Raw genomic sequence first — 16637 nt, 5'->3', positions numbered from 1 at the left:
CCGCTCCGCCAGGCCGGGTGAAGGGTCAGGTGTCGCCCAGCACCCGGGCCAGCGACTCGGTACCCATCCTGTGCACCCAGGCGCTCTCCGGGCCGGACTCGAGCATCGACGTGGACATCGTCAGGGCCCAGCCGCGGGCACGGAGCCACACCGGGTCGTCGGCGGGGTACCGGTCGCCGAGCGCGTCACGGTAGACCGCTCGACCCTCGGCGTCGAGGACGAGCCACGCGGCCGCCAGGTCCGTCGCCGGATCACCGGCCGTCATGTCACCGAAGTCGACGACGGCACGCAACGTCCCGTCGTCGGCCAGCACGAGGTTGCCGGGATGAGGGTCACCGTGGATCCACAAGGGAAGCCCCTCCCAGCCCGGTGCCTCGACCAGTTGTGACCACAGGGCGAGCACCTCGTCGCCGTCCGGCACGACGCCGCGCTCGACGCGGCCGCGCAGGGCCTCGTCCCGGGTGGGAAGAGCCACGCCGCGCACCGGGTTGACCGGGGCGTCCGACGGCGCCGGGGAGTGCAGGGCATGGTGAAAGGCGGCGAGCGGCCCGGCGACGCGGCGCCGTCGCTCGGGCGCGACGTCAGAGCCGCGACGCCCGTCGGTCCACGGCACCACGGACCACGACCACGGGTAGCCCAGGCCCACGCTGGGTCGCCCGACCCGGAGCGCGACGGGCACGGTCACCGGCAGCCGCGGCGCCAGCACCGGCAGCCACCGCTGCTCGTGCTCCACGAGGTGCGCCGCGACCTCGCGGCGCGGGACGCGGACGGCCAGGTCGTCGCCGAGCCTGATCATGACGTTGTCCCAGCCGTTGGCCTCCACACGGAGCGGGAGCCCGGCCAGGTCGGGGTGCTGCTCGGCCAGCAGCCCCCGGACGAGGTCGACGGTGACGTCCAGGTCTGCCTTCATCGGTCCCTGCTCACGGCGCGATCTCCAGCTCCTTCGTGCGGTCCCAGGCCTCGGTCCAGCCGAGCTGGTCGAACAGGGCGTCCAGGATGCCCGCGGTGAACCCCCAGACGAGGTGCTCCGTACCGCCGTCGACCAGCTGGAACCCCGGGCCGCGCCAGACCTGCCCGCCACGGCGTACCACGGTGGTGACGCGGCGGGCAGGGTCGAGGAGGTCGGCCACCGGGGCGCGGAAGACGTGCGCGGACTCGGCCGGGTCGACGACGCCGACGGGGGACTGGCGCGCCCACCACGCGAGCACCGGGGTGACCACGTGGTTGCTGACCGGCATGGGCAGCGCCTCGAGCGTGCCGAGCACCTCGACGCCGGCGGTGTCCACGCCCGTCTCCTCCGTGGCTTCCCGGAGTGCCGCCTCGACGACACCCTCGTCCGGCTCGACGCGCCCGCCGGGGAAGGCCACCTGCCCGGCGTGCGAGCGGAGGGTGGCCGCGCGGGCCAGCAGCAGCACATCGAGGTCGCGAGAGACGGCCCGGGCCTGGGCGTCGTGGTCCGCGGCGAGCGCATCCAGCACGCCGAAGAGGACCAGTACCGCAGCCGGTCGGGCCGCTGACAGGTCGGTCTCGCCGAGGGCGTGCCGCCACGGGTCGGCGAAGCTGCCACCGTCGGCCAGCGCGGCGAGCTGGTCGCGGGCGCGGAAGGACATCACCACGACGTCACCACGACATCACCAGGACGTCGCCAGGGGCATGCCCTCGGCGTAGCCCGCGGCCGACTGCACGCCCACCACCGCTCGCTCGGCGAACTCCGTCAGCGTCCGGGCACCGGCATAGGTGCAGCTCGAGCGCAGCCCTGACGTGATCTCGTCGAGCAGGTCCTCCACACCAGGGCGCTCCGGGTCCAGGTACATCTTGCCGGTCGAGATGCCCTCCTCGTACAGCGCCTTGCGCGCCCGGTCGAACGCCGTGCCGGCCCCGGCGGTCCGGGCGGCCACGGCGCGGGCAGAGGCCATGCCGAACGAGTCCTTGTACTGCCGGCCGGAGCCGTCCTCGTGCAGGTCGCCCGGCGACTCGTACGTCCCGGCGAACCAGGACCCGATCATCACCTGCGAAGCCCCGGCGGCCAGCGCCAGCGCGACGTCGCGCGGGTGCCGCACACCGCCGTCGGCCCACACGTGCTTGCCGAGCTCGCGCGCCGCGGCGGCGCACTCGAGAACCGCGGAGAACTGCGGGCGGCCGACGGCGGTCTGCATGCGGGTGGTGCACATCGCGCCCGGGCCCACGCCCACCTTGAGGATGTCGGCACCCGCGGAGACCAGGTCGCGGACGCCGTCCGCCGTGACGACGTTGCCGGCCACGACCGGGACGTGCGGATGGTCCGAGCGCACCGCCGCGACCTCGTGGAGAGCCGCGAGCATCTTGTCCTGGTGGCCGTGCGCGGTGTCGACCACGAGCACGTCGACGCCGGCGGCGAGCACCTCACGCGTCTTGGCGGCCACGTCGCCGTTGATCCCGACCGCGGCGCCGACCCGGAGCCGGCCCGCCGCGTCCAGGGCGGGGGAGTAGACCGTGGAGCGCACAGCACCCTTGCGGGTCAGCACGCCGACGAGGACGCCGTCGCGCACCACGGGGGCGAGGCGGACCTTCTCGGCGTGCAGGCGCTCGAACGTCGCCGCAAGGCCGTCGGCCTCGACCTGTGCGGCGTCGAGCGTGACCAGGTCGTCCGAGACCAGCGTGCCGACGCGCGCGAAGCGGTCCACGGCGTGGCAGTCCGCCTCGGTGACGACGCCGACCGGACGGCCGTCGTCGACCACCACGGCCGCGCCGTGGGACCTCTTGCCGAGCAGCGTCAGCACGGTCGCGACGGTGTCGGTGGGCGCCACCGTCACGGGGGTCTCGATCACCGGGTCCTTGGACTTGGTGTCCGCGACGACGTCCGCCACCACGTCGACCGGCACGTCCTGGGGCAGGATCGCGATCCCGCCGCGCCGTGCGACCGTCTCGGACATCCGGCGGCCGGACACGGCCGTCATGTTGGCGACCACGACCGGGATCGTCGTCCCCGTCCCGTCGTCGGTGGACAGGTCGACGTCGAAGCGGCTGGTCACGTCGGATCGAGACGGGACCATGAAGACGTCGCCGTAGGTCAGGTCGGTGGTGGGCCGGTGGCCGTCGAGGAAGCGCACCCTGCGAATCTACCGCCCAGCACCTGCACAGTGCCGTCACGAACAGCGCTTAGAGTTGTCCGATGACCAGTGGGAGGAACGCATGGGGCTGCTGAGCACGATCGAGTCACCCGCGGACGTGCGGCGCCTGACCCCGGCACAGACCCGGCAGCTCGCGGCCGAGATCCGCGACTTCCTCGTCGAGAACGTCTCACGCACGGGCGGTCACCTGGGCCCGAACCTCGGGGTGGTCGAGCTCACGATCGCGATGCACCGCGCCTTCGCCTCGCCGAGGGATACGTTCGTCTTCGACACGGGCCACCAGTCCTACGTGCACAAGCTCCTGACCGGTCGCCAGGACTTCTCCGCGCTGCGCAAGCGCGACGGGCTGTCCGGCTACCCGAGCCGCGCCGAGTCCGACCACGATGTCGTGGAGAACTCGCACGCCTCGACCGCGCTGTCCTGGGCCGACGGGATCGCGAAGGCCAACACGGTCACCCGCCGGGACGACCGCCACGTCGTGGCCGTCATCGGTGACGGAGCGCTCACGGGCGGCATGGCGTGGGAGGCGATCAACAACATCGCCGCCGACGCCGACCGCCGGCTCGTCATCGTCGTGAACGACAACGGTCGCTCCTACTCGCCGACCATCGGGGGCGTGGCCAACCACCTGGACACGCTGCGGGTCACCCGCGGCTACGAGGCGTTCCTCGGCTGGGGCAAGCGCACCCTGCACCGCACGGGAGCGCCGGGACGGTTCGCCTACGAGTGGCTGCACGGCCTGAAGAAGGGCCTCAAGGACGTCGTCGCCCCCCAGGGCATGTTCGAGGACCTCGGCCTGAAGTACATCGGTCCCGTCGACGGTCACGACACCGCGGCGACGGAGGCCGCGCTGCGCCGTGCCAAGGCCTTCGGCGGCCCGGTGATCGTGCACGTCATCACCGAGAAGGGGCGTGGCTACACCCCGGCCGAGGAGGACGTCGCCGACCGGTTCCACGCCGTCGGCAAGATCCACCCGGAGACCGGCCTGCCGGTCGCGCCGTCGCGCTTCGGCTGGACCCAGGTCTTCGCCGACGAGATCGTCGAGATCGGCCGGCGCCGCCCCGACGTCGTCTGCCTCACCGCCGCGATGCTCCACCCCGTGGGTCTGGCGCCCTTCGCGGACGAGTTCCCCGGGCGGACGTTCGACGTCGGCATCGCCGAGCAGCACGCCGTCACCTCCGCGGCCGGCATGGCGTTCGCCGGGCTGCACCCCGTGGTCGCCGTCTACGCGACGTTCCTCAACCGTGCGTTCGACCAGGTCCTCATGGACGTCGCCCTGCACTCCGCCGGCGTGACGTTCGTCCTCGACCGCGCGGGCATCACCGGCGAGGACGGCGCGAGCCACAACGGCATGTGGGACATGGCGATGCTGCGCATCGTGCCGGGGCTGCGGCTGGCCGCGCCGCGCGACGAGGCGACGCTCCGCTCGGCGCTGCGCACCGCTGTCGACGTCGACGACGCCCCGACCGTCGTGCGGTACCCGAAGGGTGCGCTCGGCGACCCGATCGAGGCGGTCGAGGAGCTCGAGGGCGTCGACGTGGTGGCCCGGCACACGCCGGCCGCCGCCCCGGCGCGGAGCAAGGTGCTGGTCGTCGGTGTCGGCTCGATGGTCGCCTCGGCGCTGGCCGCCGGGGAGTCGCTGGCGGTGCACGGCCTCGAGGTCGACGTCGTGTCCCCGACGTGGGTCCTGCCCGTGCCCGAGCGCCTCGTCAAGATGACCGGCGAGCACGACCTGGTGGTCACGATCGAGGACGGCGTGGTCGACGGCGGCGTCGGGGCGATGCTCGCCCAGCGCGCGGCAGAGCAGGGCGTGCGCACCCCGTTCGTGCACCGCGGCCTGCCGGTCGAGTTCCTCGACCACGCCAGCCGGGACCAGATCGTCACGGCGCAGCGGCTGCGGGCGGAGGACTCGGTGCGCGACGCGCTGGCGGCGCTGGCGCGCGACTGACGCGTCCTCAGGAGTGGGTGACCTCGACCGCGCGTTCCACGACCCGGCGGAGGTCGCCGGACTCGGCGAACCAGGCCCGCTGCTGGGCGGCACCGCCGCCGGTCGACCACAACCGGCCGAGCAGGTCGGTCACGACCTCCAGGTCGCCGGAGTCCACGAGCGCGTCCCGCACGTGCGTCACGAGCTGCCCGACGACGTCGTGCGCGGGCGCCGGCCGCCAGGTGAGCGGCGAGACGAGGTCTCCCGCGAGGCCGGAGCGTCCCGCTCGCCAGGCCGCCGTCCGCAGCAGCTCGGGGTCGGTGTCCTCCGCCCTCCCGTTGTCGGCCGCCTCGCGGGCGGCGGTCTCGACGAGGCCCCGGACCAGGGCGGCGACCAGTGTGGTGGTGTCCGGGTCGAGACAGACGTCCATCACGCGGACCTCGACGGTCGGGTACCTCGGGGAGAGGCGGGCGTCGAAGAACACCATGTTCTGGTCGAGGATCGTGTCGGTCGCCACGAGCGCCTCGACCGCCGCGTGGTAGGCCTCGGGCGTGCGGAACCGGCGGGTCGGACCCGCGGTCGGCCATCGTGTCCAGACCTGCGAGCGGTAGCTCGCGTAGTCGGTGTCCTCGCCCTGCCAGAACGGTGAGTTGGCGCTCAGCGCCAGCACCGTGGCGAGCCACGGGCCGATCCGGTCGATCACGGCGACGCCCTCCGCGTCGTCGTGGACCGCGACGTGCACGTGACATCCGCAGGTGAGCTGTTCGCGAGCCGTCATGCCGAAGACGCGCCGTGCCTCCTGGTACCGCACCCGCGAGACGGTGGTGCCGGTGAACGTCGCGGGAGACGTGGCCAGCGCGACGACCTGGGCGTCCACGTGGTCCGCGGCGCCCTGGGCGCGGGCGCGTCCGGCCCGGATCTCCGCGGCGAGATCCGTGAGGGACGTGCGGGGGTGGGTGGCGGTCTCGAGCTGCTCCTCCATGAACTCAGGCTCCAGGGCGCCGGTGCCGCCGTCGTGGTCGTCGTAGCCCGACGCCTCGAGCGCCGCCTGTGCCTTCGCCACCGGTGACCCGTCCCGACCCACCAGGAGGAACTCCTCCTCGACACCCATCGTGCGTGGCTTCGTCATGGGAGCATGATGGTGCGTCGCGGCCCCCGACGCGCGGCGGACCGACGTCGACACGTCACGGTCCGGCCACCGGCCGTTCAGGAGGGTCTGCTTGAACAGGACCATGACCCGATCACGGACAGCCGTGGCCGTCCTCGCCGCGGCTCTCGCCGCTGCCGTGGCGTCGGCCGTCACCGTCGAGCTCCTGCGTCGGCAGGCTGCGCTCGCACGTCGCCGGATCGGCAAGGCGCTCGGCGAGGAGCCCCTGGCCGCCGATCGCGTCTGGCGCAAGAAGTACGGCGGCGAGCCGCTCGACCTGCTGGTCGTCGGTGACTCGGTCGCCGCCGGCCTGGGCGCCGACCGGCGCAAGGACACGCTCGGCGCCAGGATCGCCCGGGGGGTGGCGACCGCGCTGCACCGTCCCGTGCGGCTGCGGGTGGCGGCCGTGGTCGGGTCGGAGACCGCCGCGCTCGCCGCGCAGCTCGACACGCTGCCCGACGGCTACCGGCCGGACGTCACGGTCGTGGTGGTCGGCGGCAACGATGTCACCCACCGGGTTCCCACCGCCGTCTCGGTCCGGCATCTCGTCGAGGCGCTCGACCGGCTGCACGGCCTCGGCAGCGTCGCCGTCGTGGGCACGTGCCCCGACCTGGGCGCCCTGCGGCCGGTGCCGCAGCCGTTGCGTGCGCTGGGCGCCCGGGCCTCGCGGCAGCTCGCCGCCGCCCAGGCCGTGGCGGCACGGGCGGCGGGCGCGCACCCCGTCTCGCTGGCCGAGGTCGTCGGGACGTTCTTCGTCGACCACCCGGAGGAAGCGTTCAGCCTGGATCGCTTCCACCCGAGCGCGCTCGGCTACCGGCGCACCGCGCAGGCGCTCGTGCCGTCGGTGCTCCGCGCGCTCGACGAGGTCGACGAGGCGCCGCCCGGCCCCGTCCCGGAGCGGCCGTAGGACCGGGCGGCTCCCCGCCTCAGCCGGCCGCCACCTCGGACGCGGCCAGTGCCGCGAGCCATTCGCCCCAGTAGCCCCGCCAGTGCTCCGCCGCCGCGGGTGACGCCAGCCGTTCGTGCGTGAGCGTCATCCGGGTGCGTTGTCCCACCGGGTCGGTGGACACCATGAGCACGCCGTGCTCGGCCGGGTCCTGCGCGCCGACCTCGGCGACGGAGAAGCGGGGCTGCTTGACGCCCGGCCGGGAACGGAGCGTCAGGGTGAGCCCTGGCACGAGGGCGGCGCGGTCGCCGTCGTCCAGCAGCAGGGCACGCACCGTCTCCGGGTCCACGTCCAGCGTCCTGGAGCGGCTGACGGTGAAGGTGCCGTCTGGCATCTGACCGGGCAGGCGGATCCCCGTGATCCGCTCGTAGCCGACCGTGACGGACTGCGCCCACCAGCCGGACACGTCGTGGTGCTCGGCCACCCAGGCGGCGATCTCGGTGTGCCCGGCGGAGCGCCCCGGACCGTCGTCGATGATCGAGACCCACTCGTCCCAGCCGTGGCCGGTGTTCTTCTTGATCGTCGCGTCGGACGCCTCCGGCCGGCTGACCCAGCCGGGCGCGGCGTCCGACGGCGGTGGCGCCGGGAGCAGGGCGCGCCGTGCGGCGGCGTAGCGCTCGCCGGTACGGGACATGCGCTCGCGGACGCGGCGCTTGAACGACTCGTGGGAGGTCATGAGGACTCCTGTGCTCGAGGCGCGTCACCTGCGGCTCGCGCCCACGGTGCCGCGCCGGAACACGGACGTCCTGGCCGACGCGTCGAGCACACGAGGTCCCCTTTGCCCCCACCGCCGTGCTCGGCACGGTGGTCCCGACGGCGCGAGCGCCGGTCCGGAGGTGAGGCGGAACGCGCCGCCCAGCTCCGACCATACTCCGGACCGCCGCGCCCTACCAGGACCCGGGTCGGTAGCGTACGGGGGTGATCTGGCTGTTCGACCTCGACAACACCCTCGTGGACCGCGACGCCGCCTTCGCGGCCTGGGCGAGCAAGGCCGTCGCCGACCACGGAGGCGACGGGGCGGACCTCGCCGCGATCATCGCCGCCGACGACGGCGGCTTCTCCCGCAAGGCAGACCTCGCACGGGTCGTCATCGAGCGCCTCGGCCTGACCGACGACGTCGCGGCGACCATCGAGTACTTCCGCGCCGGGATCCGCGACCACGTGCAGGCCTACCCCGCGGTCCTCGACGCGCTGGACGTGCTGCGCGGCGCCGGTCACGCCGTCGGCGTCGTGACCAACGGTGATCCCGCCCAGCAGCGTGGCAAGATCGCCCGCTGCGACGTCGAGCCGCACGTCGACGCGATCGTCGTCTCGGGGGAGGAGGGCGTGGCCAAGCCCGACCCGCAGATCGTCGAGATCGCCCTGGAGCGGCTGGGGGCGGCCGACGTCGACCGGCGCGACGTCTGGATGATCGGCGACGCCGCCCACGCCGACGTCGCGGTCGGCCGTGCCGCCGGCACCCGCACCGGGTGGGTGTCCCACGGCCGGGCGTGGTCGGGCGGCCGCCGGCCGGACGTCGTGGCGGGGACCACCCGCGACGTCGTGGCGCTCGCGGCCTCGCCGGCGCACCGGCGCTGAGACCGTCGGGACCGCCTGACGTAGCGCTGCTTCACGCATGGCCGGCTGACGGGGGACGTTCCACGACGTCGGCAGCGGGCGGCGTCACCGAACCTCACGCTTCAGCCCGGTCCGGCCCGCGGGACTCAGCCGTAGAGCCGTTCGGCATAGGCCGGACCGTAGTGCTCGTCGAGCGTGGCCAGCGGGACGTCGGTCGACTCCAGCCGATGTGCCAGCACGGCCCGCCGCGGGACGGCATCCGGAGCCCACGACCCCGGGTCCCACGTGCGTGAGCGGAGGAATGCCTTGGCGCAGTGCATGAACACCTCGCGGACGCTCACCTCCAGGACGAGCGACGGGACGTGCCCCTTGACCTGCATCTGCTCCGCGTAGGGCACGTCGCGCAGGAGCCGGGCGGTGCCGTTAACGCGCAACGTGTCACCGCGGCCGGGTACGACGAAGACCAGGGCGACCTCTGGGTTGGTGAGCACGTTGCGGAACCCGTCGACTCGCCGGTTGCCAGGCCTGTCCGGGACGGCGATCGTGGCGTCGTCGAGCACGTGCACGAATCCGGCGGGGTCACCCTTGGGCGAGACGTCGGCACGACCGTCGGCGTCGGCGGTGGCGAGGAAGCACAGCGGGCTCTCGGCGATCCATCGCCGGTGGTCCTCCCGCAGCCGGTCGTCCACCTTGTCGCGCACGCGGGGGAGCGGGATTCCCACGTGCTCCTCGAGCTCGGCGACGGTCTTGACGGGGGTCCCTCCGTGGCTGCTCACGCCAGCCAGCCTAGTTGCTCGGGTCGCAAGGACGACGTCATCGGTGTGCGGCGATGCAGTGTGGCGCAGGCCGGCGTGGAGACGCCGGTGGCCGGCCCCCAACGTCGGGACCGGCCACCGTGCGTGCTCCCCGGGCGAGGAGGTGTCAGCTGTCAGGCGACGTTCCCGGGGACGTTGGCGACGCCGTCGGGCAGGATGCGCCGCCCGAGGACGCGCTCGCTGTACCCGGTGCGGTCCAGGTACGGCGTGATGCCGCCGGTGTGGAAGCCCCACCCGGCGCCCAGGATCATGCACAGGTCGATCTGGGTCGGGTCCGCCACCACGCCCTCGGAGAGCATGTGCCCGATCTCCACGGTCAGCGCTGTGAGCACCGAGTCCAGCACCCCGGCGGCGTCCAGCACCGGGGTGCCCGCACGGCCCTCGGCGCCGGCGGGCAGCGCCTCGCCGAACACCGGCTGGATCGCGGGGTCGACGGGCTTGTGCAGCCCGGGGGCCGGGGCGTCGAGCACCACGCGCGTGCCGTCCGCGACGATCTTCTCCAGACCGGGGGAGCGGGGGAACCGCTCGCCGAGGTCCTCGCGCAGGGAGGTCAGCACGTGCAGCCCGACGGCGGGGCCCACCAGGTCGAACAGCTCGAACGTCGGCATCGGGAAGCCCAGCGGTGCGAGCGCGGAGTCGGCCACCTCGACCGACGTGCCGTTCTCGACGGCCTCGACGACCTTGCCCATGACGAGCACGAGCAGCCGGTTGACGACGAACCCCGGGCGGTCCTTGACCAGCACCGCCGTCTTGCGCAGCTTCTTGGTGATCGCGAACGCCGTGGCCAGCGCCTCGTCGGAGGTGCGCTCGGCACGGACCACCTCGACCAGCGGCATCTGAGCCACCGGGTTGAAGAAGTGGATGCCCACCACGCGCTCCGGGTGGCGCAGGTCCGAGGCCATCTCGGTGATCGACAGCGCCGAGGTGTTGGTCGCCAGGATCGTGTCCTCGCCGACGATCTCCTCGAGCTCGGCGAACACCTTCTTCTTCAGGCCCATGACCTCGGTGACCGCCTCGATCACCACGTCGCACGAGGCGAGGTCGGTGATCTCGGTGGTGCCCGAGACGCTCGCGACGATCCGCATCCCGACCTCCGGCTTCATCCGGCCCCGACCGACGAGCTTGTCCACGGTGGCCTTGACGAAACCCAGGCCCTTCTCGACGCGCTCGGTGTCCAGGTCGCGCATGACCACGGGCACCCCGAGCCGCTGGGAGACCAGCAGCGCGATCTGCGCGGCCATGAGCCCGGCCCCGACGATGCCGACCCGGGTCACGGGCCGGGCGAGGTCCTTCGACGGCGCGCCGGCCGGCTTCTTCCCGGCGGAGGTGAGCTGGAACGCGTAGACGCTCGCACGCATCTCGTCGCTCATGATGAGGTCGGCCAGCGCCTCGTCCTCGGCGGCGAAGGCCTCGGCCCGGGTGACGTCGGGACCCAGCGCGAGCAGGTCCAGCGCTCGGTACGGCGCGGGCCGCGACCCGGCGATCAGCGCGTCGAGGCGCTCGCGGGTGCCGTGGACGACGGCGTCCCACACGGGCTGCGGGTCGAGCTCGCGCCGGGCGGGCGTCACCTCGCCGCGCAGCACGCGGGCGGCCCAGTCGACCGAGCGCTCGAGGAAGTCCGCGGCCTCGAACAGCTCGTCGACGAGGCCGATCTCCAGCGCCTCGGCCGGCTTGAACGGCTTGTTCGCCGCCGGGCGGGTGAGCAGCACGTCGACGGCCTTCTCGATGCCGACCAGGCGCGGTACGAGGTAGGCGCCGCCCCAGCCCGGGACGAGGCCGAGGCCGGTCTCGGGCAGGCCGAGCGCGGCGGCGTCGGACGCGACGGAGCGGTAGTCGCAGTTCAGGGCCACCTCGAGGCCGCCGCCGAGCGCGAGCCCGTTGACGAACGCGAACGTCGGTACGCCCATGGTGTGCAGCAGCTCGTAGGCGGCGTGCCCGCCGCGACCCAGCTCGAGCGCCTGGTCGTGCGAGGTGACCGTCGAGACCTGCAGCAGGTCCGCCCCGGCCGCGAGGAAGTAGGGCTTGCCGGTGATGGCGACGCCGGCGATCTCGCCGGCCGCGGCGCGCGACTGCAACGTGGTCAGCGCGGCCGTGAGCTCCGCCATGCCCTGCGGGCCGAGGGTGCTCGGCTTGGTGTGGTCGAGCCCGTTGTCGAGGGTGACGAGCGCCAGCGTGCCGCCGTCGCCGGGCAGTGTCACGTCGCGGACCAGGGAGTGGGTGACGCGCTCGGCGCGCGCCGAGGAGTTCTCGGTCGGGGTGTTCTCGGTCATGGTGCTCAGCCCTCCGTGGTGGCCGGGACGTGGCCCGAGTAGTCGGCGTGGTGCGGGTTCTCCCAGACGACGGTGCCGCCCTGGCCGAGTCCGACGCACATCGTGGTGATCCCGTAGCGGACCTCGGGGTGCTGGGCGAACTGCCGGGCGAGCTGGGTCATGAGTCGTACGCCCGAGCCGGCCAGGGGGTGGCCGACCGCGATCGCGCCGCCGTAGCGGTTGACGCGCTCGTCGTCGTCAGCGATGCCGTAGTGGTCCAGGAAGCTGAGCACCTGGACGGCGAACGCCTCGTTGATCTCGAACAGGCCGATGTCGTCGATGCTCAGGCCTGCCTGGGCGAGCGCCTTGTCGGTCGCCGGTACGGGGCCGTAGCCCATGATCTCGGCCGGGACGCCGGCGAAGGCGTAGGAGACCAGGCGCATGGCGGCGGGCAGGCCCAGCTCGTCGGCGGTCTCGCCCGCCGCGAGCAGCGAGACGGTGGCGCCGTCCGTGAGCGGCGAGGCGTTGCCGGCCGTGACGCGGCCGCCGGGACGGAACGGGGTCTTGAGCTCGGCGATGCCCTCGACGGTGGTGCCGGGACGGGGGAGCTCGTCGGTGGTGGCCAGGCCCCAGCCCTGCTCGGCCGAGCGGACGGCGACGGGCACGATCTCGGGCCCGATGTCGCCGTTCGCCACGGCCTTGGCGTACTTGGCCTGGGTGTCGACCGCGTACGCGTCGGCCCGCTCCTTGGTCAGGTGCGGGAACTTGTCGTGCAGGTTCTCCGCGGTGACGCCCATGTTGAGCGCCGCGGGGTCGACCAGCTTCTCGGCGAGGAACCGGGGGTTGGGGTCGGCGTCGAGGCCCATCGGGTGGCGGCCCATGTGCTCCACCCCGCCGGCGACGACGACGTCCGCCGCCCCGACGGCGATGCTCGAGGACGTGGCCGTCACCGCGGTCATCGCTCCGGCGCACATCCGGTCGATCGCGTACCCGGGCACCGAGTGCGGCAGGCCGGCCAGGAGGCCCACCGTGCGGCCGAGGGTGAGCCCCTGGTCGCCCTGCTGGGTGGTCGCCGCGATCGCGACCTCGTCGATCCGCTCGAGGGGGAGCCCGGGGTGTCGACGGAGCAGCTCGCGCAGGGCCTTGACGACCAGGTCGTCGGCGCGGGTCTCGGCGAGGAGACCGTCGGGTCGGGCCTTGCCGAAGGGGGTGCGCACGCCCTCGACGAAGACGACGTCGCGCAGCGCGCGTCGGGCTGGGTCGCGGGTCGTGCCGGGGGCCTGGGTGGCCACGGTCATGGCAGCTCCGTCCGTTGCGGTGGTCGGTTCCGACGGTGCCGGGAGCATCGTCGCTCAGAGCCGGCGGAGGGTCGCTCCGGGGGCTCAGGTACACGCTACCGCGGGTACCGGGAACAGCATAGACCATCTGAGACCCGGTATCAGGGCTTCCCGCTGCTCGACGAGCACCCCTGGGGCATCCGTCAGGCGGTGGCGAAAGCCTCGGCCAGCCGTTCGGCCACCAGCTTCACCTGCCACTCGCGAGCCCGGCGGTCACGGAGGAACTCGGCGATCTCCGCCGCGCCGGTCGGCTCGGGAGGAGTCCAGCACACGCGCCGCAGCGCATCCGGCTGCAGGAGGTTCTCCGCCGGGACGGCGTGCTCGTCGGCAAGCTGCGACACGATCTCGCGCGCCGCGGCGAGCCGGCGCGCTGCGACCGGGTCTCGGTCGCCCCAGGTGCGCGGCGGGGGCGGGGCGTCCGTGCGGGGACCGCGTGTCGAGGGCAGCGCGTCCTCGTCGAGGGCGAGCGCGGCGTCGATCGCGTGCTGCCAGGCCGCCGCCCGCCGTCGGGCACCCTTCGTCGCGAACTCCGGCAGGGCCACCAGCTGCGGCACGCTGCGCGGCAGCGCCTTGGCGGCCGCGATGATCGCGCGGTCCGGCAGGACCCGGCCGGGGGAGACGTCGCGCTGCCGGGCGTTGGCCTCCCGGGCCTCCCAGAGCCCACGGACGACGGCGAGGCGCCGGCGGCCCTTGACCGTGTGGGTGCCCGAGGTGCGACGCCAAGGCTCCACGCGCGGCGCGGGGGGAGGCAGGGTGCGGACGTGCTCGAACTCCTGGGCTGCCCACTCGCTCTTGCCGGCGTCCGCGAGGCGCGCCGCGAGGACGTCCCGGACGTCCACGAGCACCTCGACGTCCAGCGCGGCGTAGCGCAGCCAGTCCTCCGGCAGCGGTCGCGTCGACCAGTCCACGGCCGAGTGCTCCTTGGCCAGCCCCAGGCCCAGCGTGTCCGCCACGACCGCTGCGAGGCCCACCCGCGGCATCCCGAGGAGCCGGGCGGCGAGCTCGGTGTCGAACACCCGCGCGGGCCGCAGCCCGTGCTCGGCGAGCCCGGGCAGGTCCTGCGAGGCGGCGTGCAGCACCCACTCGGCGGCACCGACGGCGTCGCCCAGGGCGGAGAGGTCCGGCAGCGGCACCGGATCGATCAGTGCGGTGCCCGCACCCTCGCGGCGGACCTGGACCAGGTAGGTGGCCTGGCCGTAGCGGTAGCCGGACGCTCGCTCCGCATCCGCGGCCACCGGCCCGGACCCGGCCGCGAAGGCCGCCACGACGCGCTCGAACGCCGCGGGGGTGTCCACCACGCGACCCACGCCGTCGGCCGGTTCGGTCAGCGGGGCGATCTCGACGTCGTCGGCGGCATCGGCGGGGAGGGCAGCGCTCATGGGCCTACGGTACGGCGCCGCACGTCGAGCGCCGTCACGCCGTCCGGCAGCGGGGGCAGCCCTCCCGCCGTCGACATGAGGTCCGCCCAGACCTCCAGGTGCGCGCCGAGATCGGTGTCCGTGGGGGTCCACGACGCCCGGATCTCGAGGTCGACGGCAGCAGGCGTGGCGGCGAGCTCGCCATAGCTCTGCGAGAGCACCCGGGTGACCGTCCCGCCGGCCGCCACCGCACCGACCCCGGCGGTCTCGAGGTTCTCGGTCACCCACGTCCAGGCGACGTCACCGAGCATCTCCTCGGTCGCGAGCTCGGCCTCGAGCCGGGTGCGCACCAGCGTCACGACCCGGAAGTCGCCGCGCCACGCCTCCTGACCGTCCGGGTCGTGCAGGCCGACGAACCGGCCCGTGGCGATCTCGTCGTCGTCGACCATCACCTCGCCCTCGAGGGCCAGGGAGAAGGGGGCCACCCGCTGCGGGCCGGGGATCTCGACGAGCCGGACCTCCGGCCGCAGGCGACGACCGCGCAGCGACTCCAGGGCGGCCGCGAACCGTTCGGGCACCTCACGCCGGGTTCCGCTCACCAGACCACCGTACGACGGCCGCCGGTGTCCGGATCCCGGCACGTGGGCGTGTCGCGTGACGGGGACGACTAGGCTGGTCGCGGCCTCCCGGGCGGGCGAGACGAGACGCCCGGACACGATCTTCACGAGGAAGCAGGAATCGATGACAGCACGTGCCCAGATCGGCGTCACCGGACTCGCGGTGATGGGCCGCAACCTCGCGCGCAACTTCGCCCGCCACGGCTACACCGTGGCCGTGCACAACCGCAGCTACGCCAAGACGCAGTCCCTGGTCGAGGAGGCGGGCCACGAGGGCGACTTCGTGCCGTCGGAGTCGATGGCCGACTTCGTCGCCTCGCTCGAGCGTCCGCGCAAGGTCGTCATCATGGTCAAGGCGGGCGCCGCGACCGACGCCGTCATCGACGAGCTGCTCCCGCTGCTGTCCGAGGGTGACATCGTCGTCGACGCCGGCAACGCCCACTTCCCCGACACGATCCGTCGCGAGGAGGCGCTGCGGGCCCGCGGCCTGCACTTCGTGGGGACCGGCGTCTCGGGCGGCGAGGAGGGCGCACTGCTCGGCCCCTCGATCATGCCCGGCGGCACGCGCGAGTCCTACGAGTCGCTCGGCCCGATCCTCGAGGCGATCTCCGCGAAGGTCGACGGCACCCCGTGCTGCACCTACGTGGGCCCGAACGGCGCCGGCCACTTCGTCAAGATGGTGCACAACGGCATCGAGTACGCCGACATGCAGCTCATCGCCGAGGCGTACGACCTGCTCAAGCAGGGCCTCGGGGCCTCGGCCGCCGAGATCGGCCAGATCTTCGCCGAGTGGAACTCCGGCGACCTCGAGTCCTTCCTCATCGAGATCACGGCCGACGTGCTGCAGCACGTGGACGCCGAGACCGGCTCGGCGTTCGTCGACATCGTCCTGGACCAGGCCGAGCAGAAGGGCACCGGGCGCTGGACCGTGCAGAACGGCCTCGACCTGGGTGTCCCGATCACGGGCATCGCCGAGGCGACCTTCGCCCGGGCGCTGTCCGGGTCGGTGCCGCAGCGCGAGGCGGGACGCGCCGCGCTGCCCGCCCACACGCAGAGCTGGGACGTCGGCGCCGACGACGCGTCCCGTGCCCGTTTCGTGGAGGACGTGCGCCTGGCCCTGTACGCCTCGAAGGTCGTGGCCTACTCGCAGGGCTTCGACCAGATCGCGGCGGCCTCCGCCGAGAACGGCTGGGACATCGACCGCGGTGCGATGGCCCGCATCTGGCGCGGCGGCTGCATCATCCGTGCCCGGTTCCTCAACCGGATCACCGAGGCGTACGAGCGCGACGCGAACCTCCCGCTGCTGCTCGCCGACGAGTACTTCACGAACGCGGTCGGCAACGGCCTCGCGGCATGGCGGCGCGTCGTCGCAGGTGCGGCCCAGAACGGCGTGCCGACGCCGGCGTTCAGCTCCTCGCTCGCCTACTACGACGGCGTGCGGGCTGAGCGGCTGCCGGCGGCGCTGATCCAGGCGCAGCGCGACTTCTTCGGCGCGCACACCTACCGCCGCACCGACCGCGACGGCACCTTCCACACCCAGTGGTCCGCGGACCGCACCGAGCAGGAGGCCTGAC

14 protein-coding genes are annotated in these 16637 nt (G+C 73.6%); 4 read left to right on the top strand and 10 right to left on the bottom strand.

Annotated elements, in window-relative coordinates; genetic code table 11:
* Nucleotides 1-25: 25 nt before the first annotated feature.
* The 3 genes from PZC42_RS20075 to guaB1 are packed head-to-tail and all read right to left on the bottom strand — an operon-like array spanning nucleotide 26 to nucleotide 3089.
* Nucleotides 26-910 (bottom strand): aminoglycoside phosphotransferase family protein, encoded by an 885-nt coding sequence (locus PZC42_RS20075; RefSeq protein WP_277213743.1) that lies wholly within the window; start codon nucleotides 908-910, stop codon nucleotides 26-28.
* A 10-nt stretch (nucleotides 911-920) separates the two neighbouring features.
* Nucleotides 921-1610: an NUDIX hydrolase gene (locus PZC42_RS20070; RefSeq protein ID WP_277213783.1), complete on the bottom strand. Its 690-nt coding sequence runs from the start codon at nucleotides 1608-1610 to the stop codon at nucleotides 921-923.
* A gap of 21 nt (nucleotides 1611-1631) precedes the next feature.
* Nucleotides 1632-3089: a GMP reductase gene (guaB1, locus tag PZC42_RS20065; protein ID WP_277213741.1), complete on the bottom strand. Its 1458-nt coding sequence runs from the start codon at nucleotides 3087-3089 to the stop codon at nucleotides 1632-1634.
* Nucleotides 3090-3171: 82 nt separating this feature from the next.
* Here guaB1 and dxs point away from each other — a divergent pair, with 82 nt between their 5' ends.
* On the top strand, nucleotides 3172-5058 hold the full coding sequence (gene dxs, locus PZC42_RS20060; protein ID WP_277213739.1) for a 1-deoxy-D-xylulose-5-phosphate synthase: 1887 nt from the start codon (nucleotides 3172-3174) through the stop codon (nucleotides 5056-5058).
* A 7-nt stretch (nucleotides 5059-5065) separates the two neighbouring features.
* Here the strand turns inward: dxs and PZC42_RS20055 are convergent, their stop codons facing one another.
* Entirely contained in the window at nucleotides 5066-6166 is a 1101-nt protein-coding gene (locus tag PZC42_RS20055) for a carboxylate-amine ligase (RefSeq protein ID WP_277213738.1), read from the bottom strand.
* Between the two features lie 91 nt (nucleotides 6167-6257).
* Here PZC42_RS20055 and PZC42_RS20050 point away from each other — a divergent pair, with 91 nt between their 5' ends.
* On the top strand, nucleotides 6258-7091 hold the full coding sequence (locus PZC42_RS20050) for an SGNH/GDSL hydrolase family protein (protein WP_277213736.1): 834 nt from the start codon (nucleotides 6258-6260) through the stop codon (nucleotides 7089-7091).
* A 19-nt stretch (nucleotides 7092-7110) separates the two neighbouring features.
* On the opposite strand, the gene PZC42_RS20045 is transcribed toward PZC42_RS20050, so the two are convergent.
* On the bottom strand, nucleotides 7111-7806 hold the full coding sequence (locus PZC42_RS20045) for a DUF4287 domain-containing protein (RefSeq protein ID WP_277213735.1): 696 nt from the start codon (nucleotides 7804-7806) through the stop codon (nucleotides 7111-7113).
* A gap of 242 nt (nucleotides 7807-8048) precedes the next feature.
* On the opposite strand from PZC42_RS20045, the gene PZC42_RS20040 reads away from it, so the two are divergent.
* Nucleotides 8049-8708, top strand: coding sequence for an HAD family hydrolase (locus tag PZC42_RS20040; RefSeq protein ID WP_277213733.1), 660 nt, complete (start codon nucleotides 8049-8051; stop codon nucleotides 8706-8708).
* A gap of 125 nt (nucleotides 8709-8833) precedes the next feature.
* Here PZC42_RS20040 and PZC42_RS20035 read toward each other — a convergent pair whose 3' ends face one another.
* The 5 genes from PZC42_RS20035 to PZC42_RS20015 all read right to left on the bottom strand — a co-directional run bounded on the left by PZC42_RS20035 (nucleotide 8834) and on the right by PZC42_RS20015 (nucleotide 15045).
* Entirely contained in the window at nucleotides 8834-9463 is a 630-nt protein-coding gene (locus tag PZC42_RS20035; RefSeq protein ID WP_277213732.1) for an MSMEG_1061 family FMN-dependent PPOX-type flavoprotein, read from the bottom strand.
* A 152-nt stretch (nucleotides 9464-9615) separates the two neighbouring features.
* The gene (locus PZC42_RS20030; RefSeq protein WP_277213730.1) at nucleotides 9616-11772 is read right to left on the bottom strand and encodes a 3-hydroxyacyl-CoA dehydrogenase NAD-binding domain-containing protein; all 2157 of its coding nucleotides are present in this window, start codon (nucleotides 11770-11772) and stop codon (nucleotides 9616-9618) included.
* A gap of 5 nt (nucleotides 11773-11777) precedes the next feature.
* Complete coding sequence (locus PZC42_RS20025) at nucleotides 11778-13049, bottom strand: thiolase family protein (protein ID WP_277213728.1); 1272 nt, start codon at nucleotides 13047-13049, stop codon at nucleotides 11778-11780.
* Nucleotides 13050-13231: 182 nt separating this feature from the next.
* Nucleotides 13232-14467: an HRDC domain-containing protein gene (locus tag PZC42_RS20020; protein WP_277213726.1), complete on the bottom strand. Its 1236-nt coding sequence runs from the start codon at nucleotides 14465-14467 to the stop codon at nucleotides 13232-13234.
* Nucleotides 14464-15045 carry a DUF3000 domain-containing protein gene (locus PZC42_RS20015; RefSeq protein WP_277213725.1) on the bottom strand — a complete coding sequence of 194 codons (582 nt, stop codon included), beginning with the start codon at nucleotides 15043-15045 and terminating at the stop codon, nucleotides 14464-14466. Before PZC42_RS20015 ends, PZC42_RS20020 begins: the two co-directional genes overlap by 4 nt.
* Nucleotides 15046-15187: 142 nt before the next feature.
* Between PZC42_RS20015 and gnd the strand changes: the two genes are divergently transcribed.
* Nucleotides 15188-16636: an NADP-dependent phosphogluconate dehydrogenase gene (gene gnd, locus PZC42_RS20010; RefSeq protein WP_277213723.1), complete on the top strand. Its 1449-nt coding sequence runs from the start codon at nucleotides 15188-15190 to the stop codon at nucleotides 16634-16636.
* The last annotated feature ends 1 nt before the right edge of the window (nucleotide 16637 follow it).

Origin of the sequence: Isoptericola croceus, from assembly GCF_029382255.1 — a bacterium.
GTDB classification, from domain to species: Bacteria; Actinomycetota; Actinomycetes; order Actinomycetales; family Cellulomonadaceae; genus Isoptericola; species Isoptericola croceus.
This window is presented reverse-complemented; position numbering and strand designations above follow the sequence as displayed.

Excerpts from the sequence above, each read along its gene's own strand:
- PZC42_RS20055 (WP_277213738.1), bottom strand. The coding sequence starts at position 6,166 with ATGACGAAGCCACGCACGATGGGTGTCGAGGAGGAGTTCCTCCTGGTG.
- PZC42_RS20020 (WP_277213726.1), bottom strand. The coding sequence starts at position 14,467 with ATGAGCGCTGCCCTCCCCGCCGATGCCGCCGACGACGTCGAGATCGCC.
- PZC42_RS20030 (WP_277213730.1), bottom strand. The coding sequence starts at position 11,772 with ATGACCGAGAACACCCCGACCGAGAACTCCTCGGCGCGCGCCGAGCGC.
- gnd (WP_277213723.1), top strand. The coding sequence starts at position 15,188 with ATGACAGCACGTGCCCAGATCGGCGTCACCGGACTCGCGGTGATGGGC.
- PZC42_RS20075 (WP_277213743.1), bottom strand. The coding sequence starts at position 910 with ATGAAGGCAGACCTGGACGTCACCGTCGACCTCGTCCGGGGGCTGCTG.
- PZC42_RS20070 (WP_277213783.1), bottom strand. The coding sequence starts at position 1,610 with ATGTCCTTCCGCGCCCGCGACCAGCTCGCCGCGCTGGCCGACGGTGGC.
- PZC42_RS20025 (WP_277213728.1), bottom strand. The coding sequence starts at position 13,049 with ATGACCGTGGCCACCCAGGCCCCCGGCACGACCCGCGACCCAGCCCGA.
- dxs (WP_277213739.1), top strand. The coding sequence starts at position 3,172 with ATGGGGCTGCTGAGCACGATCGAGTCACCCGCGGACGTGCGGCGCCTG.
- PZC42_RS20045 (WP_277213735.1), bottom strand. The coding sequence starts at position 7,806 with ATGACCTCCCACGAGTCGTTCAAGCGCCGCGTCCGCGAGCGCATGTCC.